This is a genomic window from Streptomyces sp. NPDC048278 (assembly GCF_040652195.1).
Taxonomy (GTDB): Bacteria; Actinomycetota; Actinomycetes; order Streptomycetales; family Streptomycetaceae; genus Streptomyces.
Genome location: NZ_JBEZLP010000046.1, coordinates 22,976 through 42,438, shown reverse-complemented (window position 1 = coordinate 42,438; position 19,463 = coordinate 22,976). Strand labels below are relative to the sequence as shown.

Sequence of the window (19,463 nt, the reverse complement as noted above, 5' to 3'; positions counted from 1 at the left end):
TGTCTGCCGACGACACCGGACTCCTACCTGACGCGGGGCGCCGGGAAACGCCTGCCCGGTCACAGCGCCCGGCGCCGGACCAGCAGCCCGAGCACCAGCAGGCCGGGAAGCAGCGGCAGCCACACCGTCAGCAGCCGGTAGCCGAGCACGGCGGAGGCGGCCACGGCGGCCGGAGTCCCGGAGGCGGTGAGGGCGAACGCGAGGGCCGCGTCGAGGGAGCCGAAGCCGCCCGGCGTGGGCAGCAGCGCGGCGGCTCCGCTGGCGGCGAGGTAGAGCAGGGCCACCCGGGGCGGGGACAGCGGCAGGCCGACCGCCCGGGTCACGGCGAAGAGCACCAGCGCGTGCAGCCCGGCGAAGGCCAGCGAGCCGCCCCAGAGCGCCGCCGCGCGGACCGGGCGGGCATGCAGGGCCCGGATGTCGGCGGCCACGGCGGCCACCGCACCCCGGCAGCGGGGCCACACCCGGGCCCGGAGCAGCACCATGCCCAGGACGGCCGCGGCGGCGACCGCGAGGAGCGCGGCCCCGGACACGTGCGGGATCCGCAGCAGCCCCGGGCAGGCGGGGGCGAGCGCGGCGATCAGCACCAGCCGGACCACGGCACCGGAGGCCGCCTTGACCGCGAGGGCCGATCCACCGCGGCCCGCCGTGATGCCGCAGCGCATCAGGAACCGCAGGTTCACCGCGCCGGCGCCGAGCCCGGCGGGCAGCACATGGTTGGCGGCCGACGCGGCGAACTGCGCGGCGACCAGGCGCCCGCCGGGCAGCCGGCGGGTGACCGCGCCCTGCTGGGCGAGCGCGGAGGACGCCCAGGTCCCGGCCGCCGCCACGGCCGCCACCAGCAGCCACCCCTGGTCGGCGCCCGCGAGCCGGACCGCCCCGTGCGCCACCACCGGCCAGTGCCGCCGGACCAGCCAGCCCGCGCCGGTCAGCAGCACCAGGCAGGCGGCGCTCTGCCAGTAGAGTCCCCGGCGGCCCAGGACGGGCGTGGCGTTCACGTTCGGGACCATCGAGGCACCCCCCTGTTCCCCTGCGGCACGCAGGACCCTCCGTGGACTCAGGGACAAACAGTGACAAACTAACCGGACTTACCGGCGGAGGCAGCGCGGGTACGTCCATACGAACGGCGGCACTACAACCTGTAAGGTTGTGCCATGGCTGGCACAGGGTCCCGCGGCAGGACGGAGCGGCGCAGCGCCGGAGAGCTGGAGAGCGAGGTCCTGGCGGCCCTGTGGGCGACCGAACGCCCGTTGACCCCGGCCGAGATCCAGACCGAGATCGGCGGCGGACTCGCGTACAACACGGTCCACACCATCCTGAAGCGGCTCTACGACAAGGGGCTCGTCCTGCGTGACGCGGACGGCCGGCGCGGCGCGTACCGGCCGGCGAAGAACGCGGCCGAGCTGACCGCCGAGGCCATGCACGAGGCCCTGGACCGGGGCCCGGACCCGATCGCGGCGCTCCAGCAGTTCGTGTCCGGGCTGAGCCCGGAGGAGGAGCGGGCGCTGCGGAACCTGTTCGCCGGAGGCGGCGCATGAGGTTCGACGTCTACACCCCCCTGCTGGTCTCCCTGCTGCTGCCCCTGGTGAGCCGGGTGATCGGCCGCCGGATGGCCCCCGCCCTCGCGGCCCGCGTACTGGCGTCCGCCGCCGTGCTCACCGCCGCCGCGGCCACCTGGTCGCTGATCCTGCTGACGACGGCCCTGCTGGGCGACGCCCCGCCGGTGGTCCGGGAGGCCCACGAGGACGGGCGCCCGCTGGCCGACCCGGTGCCCGAGGTGATCGGCGTCGCCGCGTGTCTCGCGCTGGTCGTGGTGGTCTGGCGGGTGCAGCGCGCCGTACGGGCCGAGCGGCGCACCCGGCGGGCGCTGCGACGGCTGTGCGAGGGGCATCCGCGGGACACCGAGCTGGTGGTGGCGGCCTGTGAGGTGCCGCAGGCGTTCGCGATCCCGGGCCGGCCGGGCCGCATCCTGGTCACCTCGGCGATGCTGGGCGCGTTGGCCCCGGCGGAGCGGCGGGTGCTGCTGGCCCACGAGCGGGCCCATCTCCGGCACCGGCACGGGCGCCTGGTCGCGGCGGTGACGGTCGCCGCCGCCGCGAACCCGCTGCTCGGTCCGGTCCGGTCCGCCGTGATCTTCCTGGTGGAGCGGTGGGCGGACGAGCAGGCGGCGACCGAGGTCGGGGACCGCGGGACCACCGCCCGGGCGCTGGCCCGGGCGGCCCTCAGCGCGCGGCCGGGCTGCGCCCTGAACTTCGCGGACCGTGCGGTGACGCGCCGGATCGCGGCGCTGCAGACGGCTCCGCCGCCCTCGCTGTGGCCGGCCGCGGCGGCCGTCCTCGCGCTCGGCGCCGGAGCCGCCCTGTTCGCGGCAGACGCGACGGACGACCTGGTACAGCTCCTCTTCAACGCCCTCACGTAGGCGCCTGTCAGGGGCGCTGTAGCTCAGCTCGGTCGAGTGGGTGCCCGGTGCGGTGGCTGGCCCGGGGGCGGGCCCGGCCTGACCGGGGGTACCGCGCGCACCGCCGGGCTGTCCGTGCCGACGGTCACCGGCTCGCCGTGGTGGTGGACGGTGAGCGGCGGGCCGTCGAGCAAGGTGTACGTCGCCTTGTCGGCGCCGATCTCCACCCGGAGCCTGCTGTCGCGCAGTTGCAGGCTGAAGGCGAGCCGGCGCAGCCGCTCCGGCAGCCGGGGGGCGAAGCGGGCCCCGTCGTCGTAGTGGCGCAGCCCGCCGAAGCCGGCCACCAGGGCCATCCAGGTGCCGGCGAGGGAGGCGATGTGCAGTCCGTCGCGGGTGTTGTGCTCCAGGTCGTCGAGGTCCATCAGCGCGGCCTCGGCGGTGTAGGCGTGGGCGAGCGTGAGGTGCCCGGCCTGGGCGGCGACGACGGCCTGGCAGCAGGCGGAGAGCGAGGAGTCGCGGACGGTCAGCGGCTCGTAGTAGGCGAAGTTGCGGGCGATGTGCTCCTCGTCGAAGTACGCCTCGCAGGTGTACATCGCCAGCACCAGGTCGGCCTGTTTGACGACCTGTTTGCGGTAGAGGTCGAAGTACGGGAAGTTCAGCAGCAGCGGGTACTGCTCGGGGCGGGTGTTCTCGAAGTCCCAGCGCTGGTAGCGGGTGAACCCGGCATGCTGTTCGTGGACACCCAGCTCGTGGTTGTACGGGATGTGCACGGACTCGGCGGCGTCCCGCCAGGCGGCGCTCTCCTCCGCGTCGACGCCGAGCCGGGCGGCCTCGCGCGGGTGGCGTTCGGCGGCGTCGGCGGCGGCCAGCAGGTTCGCCCGGGCCATCAGGTTCGTGTACGTGTTGTCGTCGGCGACCGCGCTGTACTCGTCGGGGCCGGTGACGCCGTCGATGTGGAAGGCGCCGCGGCTGTCGTGGTGGCCGAGCGAGCGCCACAGCCTTGCGGTCTCCACGAGCAGTTCGACGCCGGTGTCCCGTTCGAAGTCGGTGTCGCCGGTGGCGGCGACGTAGCGGACCACGGCGTCGGCGACGTCGGCGTTGACGTGGAAGGCGGCGGTGCCGGCCGGCCAGTAGGCGGAGCCCTCCGGTCCCGCGATGGTCCGCCAGGGGAACGCGGCGCCGTCCAGGCCCAGTTGGGCGGCGCGTTCGCGGGCCGCGGGCAGGGTGTTGTGGCGCCAGCGCAGCGCTTCGGCGACGGCGCCGGGGGCGGTGTGGGTGAGGACGGGCAGCACGAACATCTCGGTGTCCCAGAAGGCGTGCCCGTCGTACCCGGAGCCGGTGAGGCCCTTCGCGGGTATCGCCCGCTGTTCGGCGCGGGCCCCGGCCTGCAGCACGTGGAAGAGGGCGAAGCGGACGGCCTGCTGGATCTCCTCGTCGCCGTCCACCTCCACGTCGGCGCGGGACCAGAAGTCGTCCAGGTAGCCGCGCTGTTCGTCGGCGAGCCCCTGCCAGCCCTCGTGGGCGGCGGCGGCGAGGGCCGCGTCCACCTGGTCGGCCATGGCGGGCAGCGAGCGCACCCCGGACCAGCCGTGCGCGACGAGCTTCTCCACCCGCAGCCGCTGTCCGGGCTCCAGGACGGAGGTGACGGTCAGCCGGGCCACGTCCACGCCGCTCTCGGCGCGCGCCGAGGTCCGTTCGGGACCGGAGACGGTGTGGTCGGCGGCGACCGCGACCCGCAGTCCGCTGCGGCGGGTGCGGTGCACGAGGCGCAGCCGGTGCCCGGACGCGAAGTCGTCCTCCTGCTCCAGCGGCGACTGCAGCGCGAGCGCCGCGCGGGGATCGCCGTTCGCCTCGGGCAGCTGCTCGTTGGCGACCAGTTCGGACTGGACGACGATCCGGCAGCGCCGGTCCACGGCCTCCACCTCGTAGGCGACGGCGGCGATGGCCCGCTGGGTCAGCGACACCAGCCGGGTCGAGCGCACCCGCACGGTGGAGCCGGCCGGCGAGGTCCACTCGCAGGTTCGCTCCAGGACGCCCCGGCGCAGGTCGAGGACCCGCCCGTGGGCGACGAGCCGGCCGTAGCGCAGGTCGAAGGGTTCGTCGTCGACCAGCAGCCGCAGGATCTTGCCGTTGGTGACGTTGATGACGGTCTGCCCGGACTCCGGGTAGCCGTAGCCGGCCTCGGCGTACGGCAGCGGGTGCACCTCGTGCACGCCGTTGAGGTAGCTGCCCGGCAGCCCGTGCGGTTCGCCCTCGTCGAGGTTGCCGCGCCAGCCGACATGCCCGTTGGACAGCGCGAAGACCGACTCGCTCTGGGCGAGCACGTCCAGGTTGAGCGTGGTCTCGCGGACCGTCCAGGGCTCCACGGCGTACGACCGTTGGGTGATCACTCCTTGCCTCCCAGCTCGGCGAGATCCTTCACGACCGTGTCCGCGCCGTGTGCGTACAGGGCGTCCGTCTGCCCGACGCGGTCCACGCCGACGACGTACCCGAACCGGCCCGCCCGACCCGCGTCCATCCCGGCGAGGGCGTCCTCGAAGACCGCGGCGGCGGCGGGTTCGACCCCCAGGTCACGGGCGGCGGCCAGGAAGGTGTCCGGGTGCGGCTTGCCGGGCAGCCCGCGCTCGGCGGCCACGACTCCGTCGATGCGGACGTCGAAGAAGTGCTCGGCGCCGATCGAGCGCAGCACGTCACGGCAGTTGGCGCTGGAGGAGACGATCGCGGTGCGCAGCCCGTGCGCGCGGACCGCCTCCAGGTAGCGCAGGGTGCCGTCGTAGGCCTCGACGCCCTGGGTGCGGATCTTCTCCAGCAGCAGTTCGTTCTTGCGGTTGCCGAGGCCGTGCACGGTCGGGGCGTCCGGCGGGTCGTCCGGGGTGCCCTCGGGCAGCTGGATGCCGCGGGAGTCGAGGAAGGCGCGGACCCCGTCGGCGCGGGGGCGTCCGTCGACGTACTCGTCGTAGTCGGCGACCGAGTCGAAGGGCCGCTGTCCGGCGTGGCCGCGCAGGAAGGCGTCGAAGGTCTCCTTCCAGGCCGCCGCGTGCACGACGGCCGTCCTGGTGACGACCCCGTCGAGATCGAAGAGACAGGCCTGGATGGTGTCGGGCAGACCGAGTGCAGTCATGTCCCGCATCTTCCCCACCCTTCGGCTTCGAGGGGGTGGCGCCCGCCACATTCCGGGCCCGGTGCCACACTTTTTGCGTGCCGCTGACTTTCGACGACCTCCTCGACCGCGCCCGTTCACTCGCCGGACGGGCCCCGCGCGCGCTGCTCGGCATCGCGGGCGGTCCCGGCGCCGGCAAGACGACCCTCGCCGAACACCTGGTGCGGGAGCTGAACGGCGCCGGTGAGCCGTGGGCCGCGCATGTGCCGATGGACGGGTTCCACCTGGCCGACGTCGAGTTGGACCGCCTCGGGCTGCGGGACCGCAAGGGGGCGCCCGCGACCTTCGACGCGGCCGGGTACGCGGCACTGCTGCGGCGGCTGCGCGAGGAGCGGGACGTCGTGGTGTACGCGCCGGGCTTCGAGCGGGTCCTGGAGCAGCCGATCGCGGGCGTGATCCCGGTGCCGCCGACGGCCCGGCTTGTGGTGACGGAGGGCAACTACCTGCTGCTGGCGGAGGGCCTGTGGGCGCGGGTGCGGCCGGCCCTGGACGAGGTCTGGTTCTGCGAGACGGACGAGTCCGAGCGGATACGGCGGCTGGTCGCCCGGCACGAGGAGTTCGGCAAGGGCCACGCCGAGGCGGTGGCCTGGGTGGCGGGCACCGACCAGCTCAACGCCGACCTGGTCGCGACCACCCGGGACCGGGCGGACCTGGTGGTGCCGGGGACCGCGCTGCCCGCGCGAAAATAATCCCGGGCCGCTGTCGATCCGGCCGCCTCCCGTTCGACATCATGATGTGCGGCGTCCCGCCCCACGATGACACGAACCGAACCTGGCGAGGAAACACGTGGATCAGCTACTGAGAGTCATGAACTTCGTCGTCTCGGCCGACGGGATCGCTGCCGGTGCCAGTGAGCACCAGAGCTTCGAGCGGCCGTTCGGCCTCGACCGTGCCGAGCGGCTGTTCTCCTGGGCCGGCGCCACCGCGAGCTGGCCCAACCGCACGGATGCCGGGGGCAGCCGGGGCCTCGACGACTACTTCACCCGGGACTTCGCCCGCAACATCGGCGCCGAGATCATGGGCCGCAACAAGTTCGGCCCCCAGCGCGGGCCCTGGCAGGACCTCGAGTGGCAGGGCTGGTGGGGCGACGAGCCCCCGTTCCGCACCCCGGTGTTCGTCATGACCCACCACAAGCGTCCGTCGTTCACCCTCTCCGACACCACCTTCCACTTCGTCGAGGGCGACCCGGCCACCGTCCTCGCCCAGGCCCGTGAGGCCGCCCGGGGCCAGGACGTCCGGCTCGGCGGCGGCGTCACCACCGTCCGCCAGTTCCTCGACGCCGACCTCGTCGACACCCTCCACGTGGCGGTCTCACCGGTGGAGTTCGGCTCCGGTCTCCGCCTCTGGGAGTCCCCCGACGAACTCCTCGACCGCTTCCACCTGGAGGTCGTCCCCAGCCCGAGCGGCGTGACCCACCACCTGTTCTGGCGCAGGTGACGGGGGCGTCCGCCCGGTTCGCCCAGCAGCGCGGACGGGACGAGGCCGGCCGTTGCCTCGTCGCCGTGCCGTTCTCCGTGGCCGCCGCCTCCGCCTAGCGCACCACCCGGTGGCGGAGGTAGGTGACCCCCGAGTCGAAGGTGCGGGTCTCGACGCGTTCGAGATCCACGCGGCGGTCGTGGCGGGGGAAGTACGGAGTGCCGCCGCCGACCAGCACCGGGTAGACCATGGTCCGGTACTCGTCGATGAGGCCCCGTTCGGCCGCCTCGACGGCGAGCGTCGCACCGCCGATCGCGATGTCGCCCTCTCCCGGCTCGGCGCGCAGGCGTGCGATCTCCTCCGCCACGCTGCCGGAGGCCAGCCGGGCGGCCTGGCCCCGCACCTCCGGCAGGGTGGTGGAGAACACCACCTTCGGGAGCGGGTTCCAGAGCGCGGTCCATTCGCGCTCGGCGGCGTCGAGCGCGGGATCCTGGTCGGCGGTCTCCCAGTACAGCATCGTCTCGTAGAGACGCCGTCCCATCAGGTGGACGCCGACCTCCCGGATCTCGTCGATCCAGAAGCGGAAGACCTCCTTGTCGGGCGCCGTCCAGTTGAACGTGCCGTCCGGCCCGACGATGTAGCCGTCGAGTGACATGCTCATCGAATAGGTCACGCTGCGCATCGGGAGTCCTCCTGCTCGGGAACGGGTTCGACAGTACGACTGCCGGGGATCCCAGGACTCATCGACGCGCGCGGGACGACCCCTAGCAGGCGGTCAGGGCCAGTTCGGGCACTCCGTCGGCGTCCTCTGGCCCGATGGCGGCCGTGAACTCGTCGGTGTGGACGGTCAGATCGCCCTCGAAGGACGGGGTGAAGGCGCCGCCGGGTCCGTACCGTACGGCGAACACGTGCAGGTGCTCCGGTGCGCCCGGTGCCGGTTCGGCCTCGTAGGCCGTCGAGGCGACCAGGTGACGCCAGCCCTCGTCCGGGTTGCCGTACCCGCGCGGGTCGGCGGCGAGCGCGAACGCGGCCTGTTCCTGCGTGAGTTCGGCGCGGGCGTCGAAGTGGTCCGGGTCCTGCCGGTCGGGGTGCGTCAGACGCAGGACGCCCGCCGCGGCGACCTCGCCCTCGGCGACCCGCCGCACCCGGTCGCCGTCGTCCGCCGCGTAGGGCAGCCCGGCCAGCAGGTACGGCGTCCCGCCGAGCCGCTCCACGGCCACCGTCACCCACAGCCGGGTGCCGTCGGTGACGTACAGCGACCGCACGTGGCGCAGCACGTGGTCGCGGCCCACCACCGGCTTGCTGACCAGCTTGGCGGTCAGGCCGTCGGCGTGGACGTCGCGGACCCGGACCTCGCCCATCGGCCGGCAGTACAGGAAGCCGTCCAGGACCGGGCCGAAGCCGTGCTGCCGGTTCACCGCCGCCGGCAGGTGGTAGGTGCCGCCGGCCTCGACGAGCGAGGGGGTCATGCGGCTGTCGAAGGCCACCGAGACGTCGCCCGCGCGGAGTTGGTGGCGGGCCGGTTCCGTCGACGGTTCGCGGTGCCAGGGAGTGGTGTCCTGGATCTGCCAGACCAGCATCCAGGCGAAGTGCCCGTCGACGCCGCCGTCCGGCTTGACCGCGTGCCGGCCCCAGTTGGTGTCGCCCCGGTAGCGGCCCAGGTCGGAGCCGATCCGGGCGCCGAAGTAGCGCAGCCCGAGGACGGATTCGAAGCCGGAGTGCTGTTCGCTGTAGCGGGGGCCGCCGTTGTCGAAGCCGCCGTTGGGCAGCCGGGCGTCGATGTACCGGGCGAGCGCGTCACCGTCCTCGGCGAACATGTCCGCGCCGCTGATGCGGTGGGCCCGGGCCAGGAAGGACAGCGAGATCGGGCCGTAGTTGTTGTCGTAGGCGCCGCCGTGCTCGGGCGGCAGCAGGGCGCCCCGGTCGAGGACGCGGTGGGCGCGGATCCGGTCGGTGTACAGGGCGAGTGCCCGCTCGCGGACCGGCCCGGCCTCCTCGGGCGGGAGGTGCCGCGCCAGCATCAGCCCGCCGACCACGCAGCCGATGGCCTGGTTGCCGGCCTCCTGCGGGTTGAAGAAGGTGGCCTCGGTCAGCCAGCGCCAGTAGCCGCGGCCCAGGTCGAGCAGTTCGGTGCGCTGTCCGTCGTCGACCAGGCCGTCCGCGAGGTCGAGGATGTTCACGGCCTGGAGCAGCGCCCAGACCGTGCTGGGCCAGTCCCCGATCGGGTGCGCGCCCGCCGCCAGGACGTAACGGGCGTACGGGAGACCCGAGTTGCGGACGGTGAGGTTCGGGTAGCCGGGGTTGTCCCCGGTGTAGACCCGTTCGCGCAGATGGAAGGCGAGGCTGCGGTGCACGGCCTCCGGGAGCCGCGGGTCCTTGGACCGCTGCCAGGCCAGGGCCAGCAGGGAGGTGACGCCGAGGGAGGTGTCGCCGATGTCGTCGTCCGCGTCGGGGTGTTCGAGGTTGCCCTCGGGGGTGAGGCGGGCCAGTGCCTGTTCGACGACGTCGGCGAGGACCGCGTCGTACGCCTCGGGGGTGGACGGCAGGTCGTGCAGCGGGCCGAGTTGGCGCGGCAGGTGCATCGGAGGAGGTCAGCCCTTCATGCCGGAGGTGGCCATGGTGTGTTGCGTCGGGTCAGGCGACGGGCGGGGAACGGCGGGCGCGCAGTGCGACGGTCAGTGTCTGGGGGCCGAGTCCACCGAGGTACACGCGGTTCCCGGTCGTCGCGTCGGTGCCGCCCACCACGGTGTGGTCCTGCCCCGGGTCGTACCGTAGTACGTCGCTCCGGTCCGGTCCGGCGAGCGGTTCGCCCGCCTCGACGGCGGCCTCGACCCGGATCTCGTCGGAGCCGACCCGGTAGGTCGTCGCCCCGGTCGTCAGGCACCAGCGGCCGTCGCCGATCGGTACGGCGCCCTCGGTCACGCCGCCCGGCCGGAAAGTCAGTTCGAGGGCCCAGGGCACCCGTGGTCCGCTGATCTCGATCCGCAGGTCGGCGCCGTCGTCCCGCAGTTCCGCTTCGACGCGGGTCGTCTGGGAGATCTCGTCCCGGGGCCGGTCCGGGAAGGCCATGGCGGCCGAGAAGCGGCCCTCGTCCGCCATCCGGTAGGCGCCGTCGTCGCGTCGCAGCTCCGGCGGGAGCGGCTGGTAGTAGGCGGCCGTCAGGGTCTGGGTGAGCCGGTACCGGTGGTCGGCGAGCTGCTCCATGCCGGCGGCGCGGAACGGGCCCAGGTCGAAGAATCCCCGGGAGAGCCGGACCGATTCGAGGACGGCGTCGCCGGCGAACAGCCGCAGGAAGGTGGGGTTGCAGGCCAGGCCCGAGCGGATGCGCCGGTGTTCGGGCACGTCCGAGCCGCCGTACAGGACGCTGTGCGCGGTGGCGGAGGCGTGCGAGGCGAGACGGGCCGTGGTGAGGTACCGGGCGCGGGGCAGGGGTTCCGGCGCCGGTGCCGGCAGCGCGCGGCACAGGTCGGGGGTGAGGAGGGTCTGCGCGAGCAGGTCGGGGTCGTCGATGCCGCCCGCTGCGGCCAGCCGCGCCGCCCGGCTGAGGTCGCCCCGGCCGGTGCGGATCGCGAACAGCCGGTAGTGCGGCAGGTAGGGCGCCAGCGGGAACGGGTGGCGCTGGTCCTGGCGGCGCGAGTGGACGGTCTCCACCGTGCCGTCCGGCCTGATGAGGTCCAGGGTCGCGGTGAGGTTGCGCTCGACGGCGTCCCGCAGGTCGGTGCGGCCGAGGACGTCGGACAGGAGCAGCAGCGACGGGTTGGTCACGTGCGACGCGTAGACGGCGCTGCGCTCCGAGTAGAGGCCCTCCGCGTCGATGTCGACACCCTCCGCGAGCCACGCGTCGACGCGGTCGGGCAGCCGGTCGTCCGGGAAGGACCGGTGCAGCCGGGCCAGCGCCGCGCACAGCTCCCAGCGGTGGTTCGGGGTGTGCACCCCGCCGGTGAGGAGAGCGGTGGTGGCGGCGCCGGCGATCTCGGCGAGCGCGGCCGTGACGTCCCGCAGTTCCGGTCCCGCTCCCGCCGCGAGGACGTGCGCGTCGCAGACGTCGTTGACGGTGAAGGCGGAGTCCGGCGGTGACTGCACGTTGTCGCCGCCGGCGAAGAGGCCGGAGGGCGTCTGGGCGGCCCGGAGGGCGCGGAGGTGGGTCAGCGCGGCGGTGACGGCCCGCCCGCTGCCGTGCAGGGCCGACTCCGGGGAACGGTAGGCCGCGACCAGCGTCTTCACCCGGCGGGCCAGCTCGCGGTGGGTCACCCCGACGGCTTCTTCGTCGGGGCGGGCCGCGAGCGGGGCGGCCGACCGGTCGGCCGCCCCGGCCGCCGCGCGGACGAACTCGTGGTCGAGCGGGGTGGGCAAGGTCAGTCCTTCAGTCCGGCGTTGATGTCGGCGCTCATGACGTACCGCTGGAACACCAGGAAGACGAGGATCAGCGGGATCATGGAGATGACCGATCCGCCCAGCAGCACCGACCAGTTGATGTTCTGCGCCCCGACCAGGCTCTGGATGCCGATCTGCACGGTGAACTTGCTGGGGTCGTTGAGCATCAGCAGCGGCCAGATGTAGTCGTTCCAGCGCCACTGGAAGGACAGGATGGCGAGGGTCAGCATGATGGGCCGGGAGATCGGCACCATGATCCGCAGGAAGATCGACAGTTCACGTGCGCCGTCGATGCGGGCGGCCTCGACGAGTTCGTCGGGGACCGTCAGGAAGAACTGGCGGAACATGAAGCATCCGGTCGCGGTGAGCACGGCCGGGAGGATGATGCCGCCGAAGGTGTTGTAGAGGCCGAGGTCGCGGACGACCAGGAACTCCGGGGCGAGCATGACCTCGGACGGCAGCATCGTGGTGGCCAGGATGCAGATGAAGAAGGCCTTGAGCCATTTGTTGTCGTACTTGGCCAGCGCGTACCCGGTGCAGCAGCTGACGCCCACCGTGAGGATCGTCGTGATCACGCACACGAGGGCGGTGTTGATGAAGTACTGGGAGAAGTTGGCGCTGTCCCACGCCGCCTTGTAGCCCGAGAGGGTGGGGTGGTGCGGAAGCACCGTGAGCGGAAGGGAGAACAGGTCTCCGGCCGGCTTGAAGGAGCTGAGGACGAACCACAGCACCGGCAGCCCGTAGAGGGCGGCCAGGATCCACAGCAGTGTCGTCGCGGGTACCGCGCGCCGGAGCCCACCGTCGCGCCCGCCTCGGGGCCGCCGCCTGGAAGGGGCTTTCGGGGATCCGGCGTCGACCGGACGCGGCGTGTCGGTGGTGGTCATCGGTTCTCCATCCGCCGGTTGGCGATCAGCTGGATGATCGCGACGGCCATCAGGATGAGCATCAGCACGAACGACGCCGCGCTCGCGTAGCCGATCTGGCCCCGGTTGAATCCGGTCTGGTAGATGTACTGGACGAGCAGGTTGTTCGACGTGCCGGGTCCGCCGTTGTTGAGGGAGACGAACAGCGGGTACTCCTTCATCGCGTTGATCGTGTTGAGCAGGATGACGATGAAGGACGTCGGCGCGATGCTCGGCAGCGTGATGCTGATGAACTGGCGCCAGGGGCCCGCGCCGTCGAGCGAGGCCGCCTCGTAGTACGAGGTGGGCACGTTCTTGATCGCCGCGATGAACAGCAGCATCGAGAAGGCCGTTCCCCACCAGGCGCCGGCCATCACGACCACGCCCAGCGACAGGTCCGCGTTCGACTGCCATGCGATCGCGTGCCCGCCGAGCTTCTCGACGACGTAGTTGATCAGTCCGAAGTTCTCACCGAACAGCCACCGCCACAGGACACCGACGACGATGGGCGAGATGAGCCACGGGATGAAGAAGATGACCCGGGCGAAGGACGCGCCCTTGGCCTGCTTGCTGACCACCAGGTTGGCGATGAGGAGCGAGAGCACGAAGTTCAGCGGCACGACCAGCACGGTGTACAGCAGCGTCCGGAACAGCGCGTCGTAGAACGTGGAGTCCCCGAACAGGTTCGTGTAGTTGTCCAGTCCGACGAACTGGAACGCCCCCACACCCGTGTAGTTCGTGAAGGAGTAGACGAGCCCGATCACCGCCGGCCAGACGAAGAACAGTCCGAAGAGCACGACGTTGGCCGCGATGAGGACGAGCGGCGCGACGGTGTAGGTGCTGCGTCGCCTGGGCGGGCTCCCGGACACGTCCGAGGCGCGTTTTTTCATCTTCCTGACTCCGTGCTGGTGGATGGGATTGCCGGGGGCTCACACCATGAGCCCGGCGTGACCTGGACGCCCAGGGCGGGGCGGCGGTGGCTCGACCTCCGCCGCCCGGCCCTGTGGCCTGCGATCAGCCGCCGACCTGCTGGTTGTAGCCGTCCACGATGTTCTGGAGGGCCTTGTCGGCCGTCTGCTGGCCGTTGATCGCCTTGCCGAGTTCCGTCTTGGTCGGGTCCTCGGTGAGGCTCTTGCCCTTCAGCACCCACGCGGTCTGCGCGTTGTTGAAGTAGCCCGAGATCGGGGCGTACAGCGGGATCTCCTCGTTGTACAGCTTGAAGGCCGCCTGCGCCGCGTCCGAGGTGAAGGGGTACTTCGGGCTCAGACCGCTCTCGACCGGAAGGAACCCGGAGGTCTCGACCAGTTCGGTGTACTGCTTCGGGTCGTAGACCCAGGACATGAACTTCTTGGCCGCGGTGGAGGCGGCGCCGTTGTTGTTGAAGCCGACCATCATGCCGCCGCTGTTGACGTCACTGGCCTGCACCGGCTGGGCGGGGGTCGGGACGCTCGCCCAGTCGAACTTCTTGATGCTGTCCGCGAAGGCAGCGACCTGCCACACACCGGACCAGTAGGCGACGACGTCGCCGCTCTGGAACATGGCGGACGGGTCGGCGCCGCTGGTCCACACCGACTTCGGCATGACCTTGTCGTCGTTCAGCCCGACGAAGTAGTTCACGGCCTTCTTGGTCGCGGCGTCCGCGGAGAACTTGCCGGAGGAGTCCGCGTGGACGTACTTGCCGCCCATCTCGTACACCATGGCGCGCAGCCGGGACGGCGACTGGTCGAAGGTGAGGGAGTACTTGGCGCCGGTCTTCGCGCGGACCTTGTTGGCCGCCGCGATGAACTCGTCCCAGGTCCAGGTGTCCGAGGGCGAGCTCGGGACCTCGACGCCGGCCTTCTTGAACAGCGTCTTGTTGATGAACAGGCCGGACGCGGTGACGTCCGAGGGGATGGACAGCACCTTGCCGGACGAGTCCTTGGCGAGGAAGTTGCTGTTGATGTTGTAGCTCTTGTTGTTGGCGATGGAGCTGAGGTCGATCAGCTTGTTCGACCAGATCGGGTCCAGCGCCGGGACGTCCGCGACGTCGGGCAGGGAGTTCGCCTGCGCGGCGTTGTGCAGCTTCGTCGTGTAGCCGTCGTAGGGGACGTTGACGAGCTTGACGTTGACGCCGGTTTCCTTCTTGTACTGCGCCACCAGCTTCTTCCAGCCCGCGTCCTGTCCCGGGACCGTGGAGATCCAGAACGTCAGCGACTTGGAGGTACCGCCGGAGTCGGAGCCCGAGCCACAGGCGGAGAGCAGCAGGGCTCCTGCCGCGGTCGCGGCAGCGAGGGGAACAAGGCGGCGCATACCGCCGCGGCCGAGTCGGCTGGAGCGCCGCACACCCACAGTGGTCATCTTCGATCCCATTTCGTCGTACGGACGGAGCACGGCGCCGGCTGAGGCGGCACTGGTGCATTTTGAAGGAAAAGTCGCTTTCCGGGGGGCGCGGCCTCGCCCGGCCGCATCGTCCACGCGGGGTGAGATCCCCGGCCGTCCTGGCCGTCACCGCACGGGCACGCCCTCGTGCGGTTGCCGTACGTCGTGTACGGGCTGGGAGGCTCGCCCCAAGTCGGCGTCCCGGCCGACTTAGAAAGCGCTTGTCCGGACATTGGCAGACCGATTAGGAAGCCGTCAATCCTTCGCCTGCGCGCCTTCGGTCACGGTTTGGACTCCCTTGGCCACCGCGAGCCGGGCCGCACCCACCACGGTACCGAGATCACCGATCTGGCTGCTGACCACCTCGGTGGGCCAGCTCAGTCTTCCCAGCTCGGCCCGCACCCCGGGCAGGACCTGCGGGTCCGCGCCCGTGCTGCCGCCGAGGACGATCAGCCCCGGGTCCAGCACGGCGGCCACCGCTGCGGCCAGCCGGCCCACGTCGGCCGCGTGCCGGGCGACCAGGCCACGGGCGGGCTCCCGGCCCTGGGCCGCCAACGCGAAGAGCTGTTCGGCGGTGCGCGGGCTCGGGCCGTCGGTTTCCGGCCAGGCCTCGGCGGCCCGGCGCAGCAGGGCGTGCGAGCCCACGTAGGCCTCCAGGGCCTCCTGGCGGGGCTCCCGGTCGTCGTCCCAGGGGTAGGGCAGCCGGGCCAGCTCACCGGCCGCGCCGTTGGCGCCGCGCAGCACGTGGCCGCCGATGACGATGCCCAGACCGATACCGACGCCGATCCGCAGGTAGCCGAAGCTGCGGCGGCCCCGGGCGGCGCCCTCGTGGAGTTCGGCGAGGGCGGCGCAGTTGACGTTGTTCTCCAGGTGGACGGGGACTCCCGGGGGCAGGGCGACGGAGACCGCGTCGAAGACGGGTCCGGCCTTGGCGGTCGCCGGGCGCATCCCGGTGCCCGCCAGGTCGGGGGCGGTGACGTCACCGATGGCGACGACGATGGCCCGCGGCGGCGCCCCGGCGGGCAGCGCGGCCAGGGCCTCGCGGACGGCGTCGGGCGCTCTGGTGCGGGGCGTGTCCGCCTCGGCGAGCAGGGTGCCGTCCAGGGCGCAGGCGCGGACCCGGGTACGGGCCGGGCCGAGGTCGACGGCGAGGACCGAGCCGGAGGCGGGTCCGAGACCGTATACGGCGGCGGAGCGGCCGGTGCCGCTGGAGGCGGTGCCGGAGTGGGTGGCCAGTCCGGCACCCTCCAGCTCCGCCACGGCCGCGGAGACCGTCGGCTTGGACAGGCCGGCGAGGCTCGCGAGCTGCGGCCGGGTGGCGCTGCCGGCCTGGGCCAGCACGGCGAAGACCGCGCCGGCGCTCTCGGTGAGCCGGGGGGCTTCAGCCACGACGTGTTCCACAGATCCCCCATGGGTCAGGGGCCGCGCTCCCCCGGGGGCCGGGAGATGCGGCGATGCGGTGCCGTTGTGCCGCGCGGTTCTGGCCTCGACAGCGTCCCGTTGATCGAGTCCGCGGCAACTCTTGACGCACTGTACTTCGTTAGTTAACTTCCTAACGAAGTACACGGTACTCGCCTGCCGTGCTCCGCAAGAAGCCCGTCCCGGGGCTTCCCGACGTGCTCGACTCCTGTTCGGCCAGGCACGGTTCGCCCGCCGTCGCAGCACAGTGCCAAGCTCTTCGGCGCTGTTCGCCCAGACGACGAAAGAGGATCCGTGCAGGACACATCTTCTCCCCCGCTCGTGGCCGGCATCGACGTGGGCGGCACCAAGACCCAGCTCCGCGCCGTCGCCGGCCCGGACCGGGTCGCCGACCACGTCCGGCCGAGCAGCGGCTGGCGGCCTCACGACCCGGCCGCCGCGGCCCGCTGGCTGGCCGCACTGGTCCACGACGTCCTTCCACCCGGCACCCGCCCGGCCGCCCTGGCCGTCGGCGGGCATGCCTGTGAGACCCCCCGTCAGTGCGCCGGCATCGCCGCCGCCCTGCGGGACCTCCTCGGCGTGCCCGTCCGGGTGGTGGGCGACGCGGAACTCCTCGTCCCGGCGGCAGGCCTGGACAAGGGCGTCGGCCTGGTGGCCGGCACCGGCTCGGTGGCCGTCGGCCGGCAGGCCGACGGCAGCCCCGTGCAGGTGGGCGGCTGGGGTGCGGTCCTCGGCGACGAGGGCGGTGCCGCCGGACTCGTCCGGGAGGCCGCCCGCGCCGTCTGGGCCGCGCACGACCGCGGCGAGGCTCCCGACGCGCTCGCGACCGGGCTCGTCGCCGCCTTCGAGGTGGCGGAGGTGCCCGCGCTCGGTGCCGCCCTGGAGAGCGCCACGGACGTCTCCGCCGAGTGGGGCCGGCACGCCCCGGTGCTCTTCGCCGCGGCCGACGCCGGCTCCCGGCTCGCCACCGACGTCATAACCGGCGGGGGCCGCGCCCTCGCCGCCCTCGTGGCCCGGCTCGCCGCCCGCGGTCTCGCCGTGGACGACGTGGTGGTCGCGGGCGGCACGATCCTCTCCCAGCCGCGGCTGTACGACGCCTTCGCGGCCGGGCTCGCCGAGGCGGTACCGGGAGCTCGGCCCCAGCCGTTGCGGCTCCCGCCGGTCGAAGGAGCGGTGGCGCTGGCGCGTTCGATCCTGTGAGAAACCTGTCCGCAGCCCGTCCGGTCCCACGGCACCGGACCACGGGCCGTTCGAGGCTGCGCACACGCAGGTCCCGGCCGGTTCTTCCTGTGAACCACAGGGCCGCCGTTCAACTCCGGGTCACGTGGCGGTCGTCGGGCGATGACCGCCGGGACACGAACTCACCCTAGAACTTCGCTCGTTCAACACTTTTCCCACGCGAACCCACACGCTCACGCGCATCTGGAGCACTGGCCGTCCGCGTGAACTCCCCAGAATTCAAGAGAGGCACATCCATGCCGTCACCTGCCGGGCACCACTCCGCTTCTCCGACCCGTGGATCCGCCGTCGGCCGACGGGGATTCCTGAAGACCTCGCTCGGCGCGTCGGCGGGTGTCCTCGCGGCCCCGACCTTCGTCGGCTGGCTCGCCGCCGCCGACGCGAAGGCCGCCACGGCCCTGGCGTTCGTCGACGACTACAAGACGAACATCAGCACCAACCTCACCGCCGACACCAACGCCGTGGTCCGCATCCTCGGCGGCTTCGCCCGGATCTGGAAGACCGGTTCCGCCTGGAACACGGGCAGCGTGCTGCGCGCCGACATCCTGCGCGACAACATGCGCTACTGCGCCAAGATCACCAGGAAGCGGAGCGCCGCCGACGCGAAGAAGGCGTTCCTCTACGACCGCCAGCACCAGAGCTACGCGATGATCGCCGGGCTCGGCCCGCTCGCCGACCTCTACAAGGCCGGTGCCCTCGCGGTCACCTCGATCACCAGCGCCCCCGACGGCACCCCCGCCACCACGATCAACGACGCCGTCCCGGCCGACGCCCCGGCCGGCTCGGCGCTCGGCGCGGGCTCGCACGACTCGGCGCTGGGCAAGGTGGCCACCCTGGTCGACACCGTGCGCGGCAACTACGCGTCCGGCAACCCGTCCAAGTACGCCTACCAGTACCCGCGTCCGTGGCGCATGAACGAGGACAGCAAGGTCGTCGACACCGGCAGGACCGACGCGTACGGCTTCCCCGTGTACGACTCCGAGGTGGCCGTCGCCCCGCAGCTGCTGCGCCAGCGCAGCACCTCCCCCACCGACGACGGCGGCTTCCCGTCCGGCCACACCAACGCCTTCCACCTGGCGGGCCTGGCCTACGCGTACGCGGTGCCGGAGCGCTTCCAGGAGCTGGTCACCCGCGCCCTGGAGCTGAGCGACACCCGCATCATCGCCGGTATGCACAACACGGTCGACGTGATCGGCGGTCGCATCATGGCCACCGCCCTGGCCGCCGCCACCCTCGCCGACCCGGCCAACGCCGACCTGAAGGCGGCGGCCCGCGCCCAGGCCCTCGCGTACTTCGAGGCGCAGACCGGTTCCACCGCCGACACCCTGTACGCCTACGCCCACTCGGCCGGCACCGCCACCGACCCGTACGCCGACCGCGCGGCCAACGAGCGCGCGGCCACGCCCCGGCTGACGTACATCCTGGACCGGGAGGGCCGCGAGCTGCCCTTCGACGTGCCCAAGGGCGCGGAGGTGCTCCTCGAGACCCGCCAGCCGTACCTCACCGCGGACCAGCGCCGCGAGGTGCTGCGCACCACAGGACTGCCCTCCGGGTACGTGCTGCTGGACGGCCCTGAGCAGTGGGGCCGCCTCAACCTGTTCGCCGCGGCCGACGGTTACGGCGCCTTCGACACGGACGTCACGGTCACCCTGGACGCGGCGGCCGGCGGCTTCGCGGCAGCCGACGTCTGGCGCAACGACATCGACGGCCACGGCGCGCTGACCAAGAAGGGCACCGGCACGCTGACCCTGAGCGGCGACAACCGCTACCGGGGCGGCACCGTGGTGGCGGGCGGCGCCCTGGTCGCCGCTTCCGAGGACGCGCTGGGCCGCGGTGACGTCCGGGTCGCGGCCGGCACCCTGCGGGTCGCCGGGGAGCTGTTCGTGCGCGGCACGTACACCCAGGACGCGGGCACCCTGGAGGTCACCCTGGCCAAGGGCCGCAAGGCGCCGCTGACGGTGAAGCACCTGGCCGTCCTGGGCCGGGGCACCACCCTGTCCCTGCACCTCGACACCGAGCACCAGCCGGCCGCGGGCAGCACCCTCAAGGTCGTCGACGCTCCGCGGCTGCGCGGGCAGTTCGACACGGTGGAGCTGAACTCCGCCACGCTGCGGGCCGTACCCGTGTACACGGCAGACGGTCTGTCGGTACGACTCGTGAAGCGGTGACGCACCCGGTGGCGGGAGCGATGCGACAGTAG

16 protein-coding genes are annotated in these 19,463 nt (G+C 72.5%); 6 read left to right on the top strand and 10 right to left on the bottom strand.

Annotation, left to right across the window (positions count from 1 at the left end; genetic code table 11):
• Positions 1–59: 59 nt before the first annotated feature.
• The gene (locus AB0D74_RS44880; RefSeq protein WP_362600354.1) at positions 60–995 is read right to left on the bottom strand and encodes a lysylphosphatidylglycerol synthase domain-containing protein; all 936 of its coding nucleotides are present in this window, start codon (positions 993–995) and stop codon (positions 60–62) included.
• A 156-nt stretch (positions 996–1,151) separates the two neighbouring features.
• Between AB0D74_RS44880 and AB0D74_RS44875 the strand changes: the two genes are divergently transcribed.
• Positions 1,152–1,535, top strand: coding sequence for a BlaI/MecI/CopY family transcriptional regulator (locus AB0D74_RS44875; RefSeq protein WP_294007099.1), 384 nt, complete (start codon positions 1,152–1,154; stop codon positions 1,533–1,535).
• Entirely contained in the window at positions 1,532–2,416 is an 885-nt protein-coding gene (locus AB0D74_RS44870; protein ID WP_362600350.1) for a M56 family metallopeptidase, read from the top strand. Before AB0D74_RS44875 ends, AB0D74_RS44870 begins: the two co-directional genes overlap by 4 nt.
• A gap of 23 nt (positions 2,417–2,439) precedes the next feature.
• Here AB0D74_RS44870 and AB0D74_RS44865 read toward each other — a convergent pair whose 3' ends face one another.
• Positions 2,440–4,785, bottom strand: a complete 2,346-nt coding sequence (locus tag AB0D74_RS44865) for a glycosyl hydrolase family 65 protein (RefSeq protein WP_362600347.1) — start codon at positions 4,783–4,785, stop codon at positions 2,440–2,442.
• Entirely contained in the window at positions 4,782–5,516 is a 735-nt protein-coding gene (locus tag AB0D74_RS44860; RefSeq protein ID WP_362600344.1) for a beta-phosphoglucomutase family hydrolase, read from the bottom strand. The genes AB0D74_RS44865 and AB0D74_RS44860 overlap by 4 nt, the downstream gene beginning before the upstream one ends.
• Before the next feature lie 77 nt (positions 5,517–5,593).
• Between AB0D74_RS44860 and AB0D74_RS44855 the strand changes: the two genes are divergently transcribed.
• Together AB0D74_RS44855 and AB0D74_RS44850 are read left to right on the top strand one after the other, a co-directional pair.
• Complete coding sequence (locus AB0D74_RS44855) at positions 5,594–6,244, top strand: nucleoside/nucleotide kinase family protein (RefSeq protein WP_362600341.1); 651 nt, start codon at positions 5,594–5,596, stop codon at positions 6,242–6,244.
• A 97-nt stretch (positions 6,245–6,341) separates the two neighbouring features.
• Positions 6,342–6,992 carry a dihydrofolate reductase family protein gene (locus tag AB0D74_RS44850; protein WP_362600338.1) on the top strand — a complete coding sequence of 217 codons (651 nt, stop codon included), beginning with the start codon at positions 6,342–6,344 and terminating at the stop codon, positions 6,990–6,992.
• A 94-nt stretch (positions 6,993–7,086) separates the two neighbouring features.
• Here the strand turns inward: AB0D74_RS44850 and AB0D74_RS44845 are convergent, their stop codons facing one another.
• The 7 genes from AB0D74_RS44845 to AB0D74_RS44815 all read right to left on the bottom strand — a co-directional run bounded on the left by AB0D74_RS44845 (position 7,087) and on the right by AB0D74_RS44815 (position 15,994).
• Complete coding sequence (locus AB0D74_RS44845; protein ID WP_362600335.1) at positions 7,087–7,653, bottom strand: dihydrofolate reductase family protein; 567 nt, start codon at positions 7,651–7,653, stop codon at positions 7,087–7,089.
• Positions 7,654–7,735: 82 nt separating this feature from the next.
• Complete coding sequence (locus AB0D74_RS44840; RefSeq protein ID WP_362600332.1) at positions 7,736–9,553, bottom strand: hypothetical protein; 1,818 nt, start codon at positions 9,551–9,553, stop codon at positions 7,736–7,738.
• 52 nt (positions 9,554–9,605) lie between these two features.
• Positions 9,606–11,324: a hypothetical protein gene (locus AB0D74_RS44835; protein ID WP_362600329.1), complete on the bottom strand. Its 1,719-nt coding sequence runs from the start codon at positions 11,322–11,324 to the stop codon at positions 9,606–9,608.
• A gap of 2 nt (positions 11,325–11,326) precedes the next feature.
• Complete coding sequence (locus AB0D74_RS44830; protein WP_362600326.1) at positions 11,327–12,229, bottom strand: carbohydrate ABC transporter permease; 903 nt, start codon at positions 12,227–12,229, stop codon at positions 11,327–11,329.
• Complete coding sequence (locus AB0D74_RS44825; RefSeq protein ID WP_362600323.1) at positions 12,226–13,137, bottom strand: sugar ABC transporter permease; 912 nt, start codon at positions 13,135–13,137, stop codon at positions 12,226–12,228. The genes AB0D74_RS44830 and AB0D74_RS44825 overlap by 4 nt, the downstream gene beginning before the upstream one ends.
• Before the next feature lie 124 nt (positions 13,138–13,261).
• Positions 13,262–14,584 carry a sugar ABC transporter substrate-binding protein gene (locus tag AB0D74_RS44820; protein ID WP_362600320.1) on the bottom strand — a complete coding sequence of 441 codons (1,323 nt, stop codon included), beginning with the start codon at positions 14,582–14,584 and terminating at the stop codon, positions 13,262–13,264.
• A 276-nt stretch (positions 14,585–14,860) separates the two neighbouring features.
• Entirely contained in the window at positions 14,861–15,994 is a 1,134-nt protein-coding gene (locus tag AB0D74_RS44815) for an ROK family transcriptional regulator (RefSeq protein WP_362600317.1), read from the bottom strand.
• A 324-nt stretch (positions 15,995–16,318) separates the two neighbouring features.
• On the opposite strand from AB0D74_RS44815, the gene AB0D74_RS44810 reads away from it, so the two are divergent.
• Together AB0D74_RS44810 and AB0D74_RS44805 are read left to right on the top strand one after the other, a co-directional pair.
• Complete coding sequence (locus tag AB0D74_RS44810; RefSeq protein WP_362600314.1) at positions 16,319–17,224, top strand: BadF/BadG/BcrA/BcrD ATPase family protein; 906 nt, start codon at positions 16,319–16,321, stop codon at positions 17,222–17,224.
• A 275-nt stretch (positions 17,225–17,499) separates the two neighbouring features.
• A complete protein-coding gene (locus AB0D74_RS44805; protein WP_362600311.1) occupies positions 17,500–19,431 on the top strand; it encodes a phosphatase PAP2 family protein in 1,932 nt (643 codons plus the stop codon).
• Positions 19,432–19,463 lie beyond the last annotated feature (32 nt).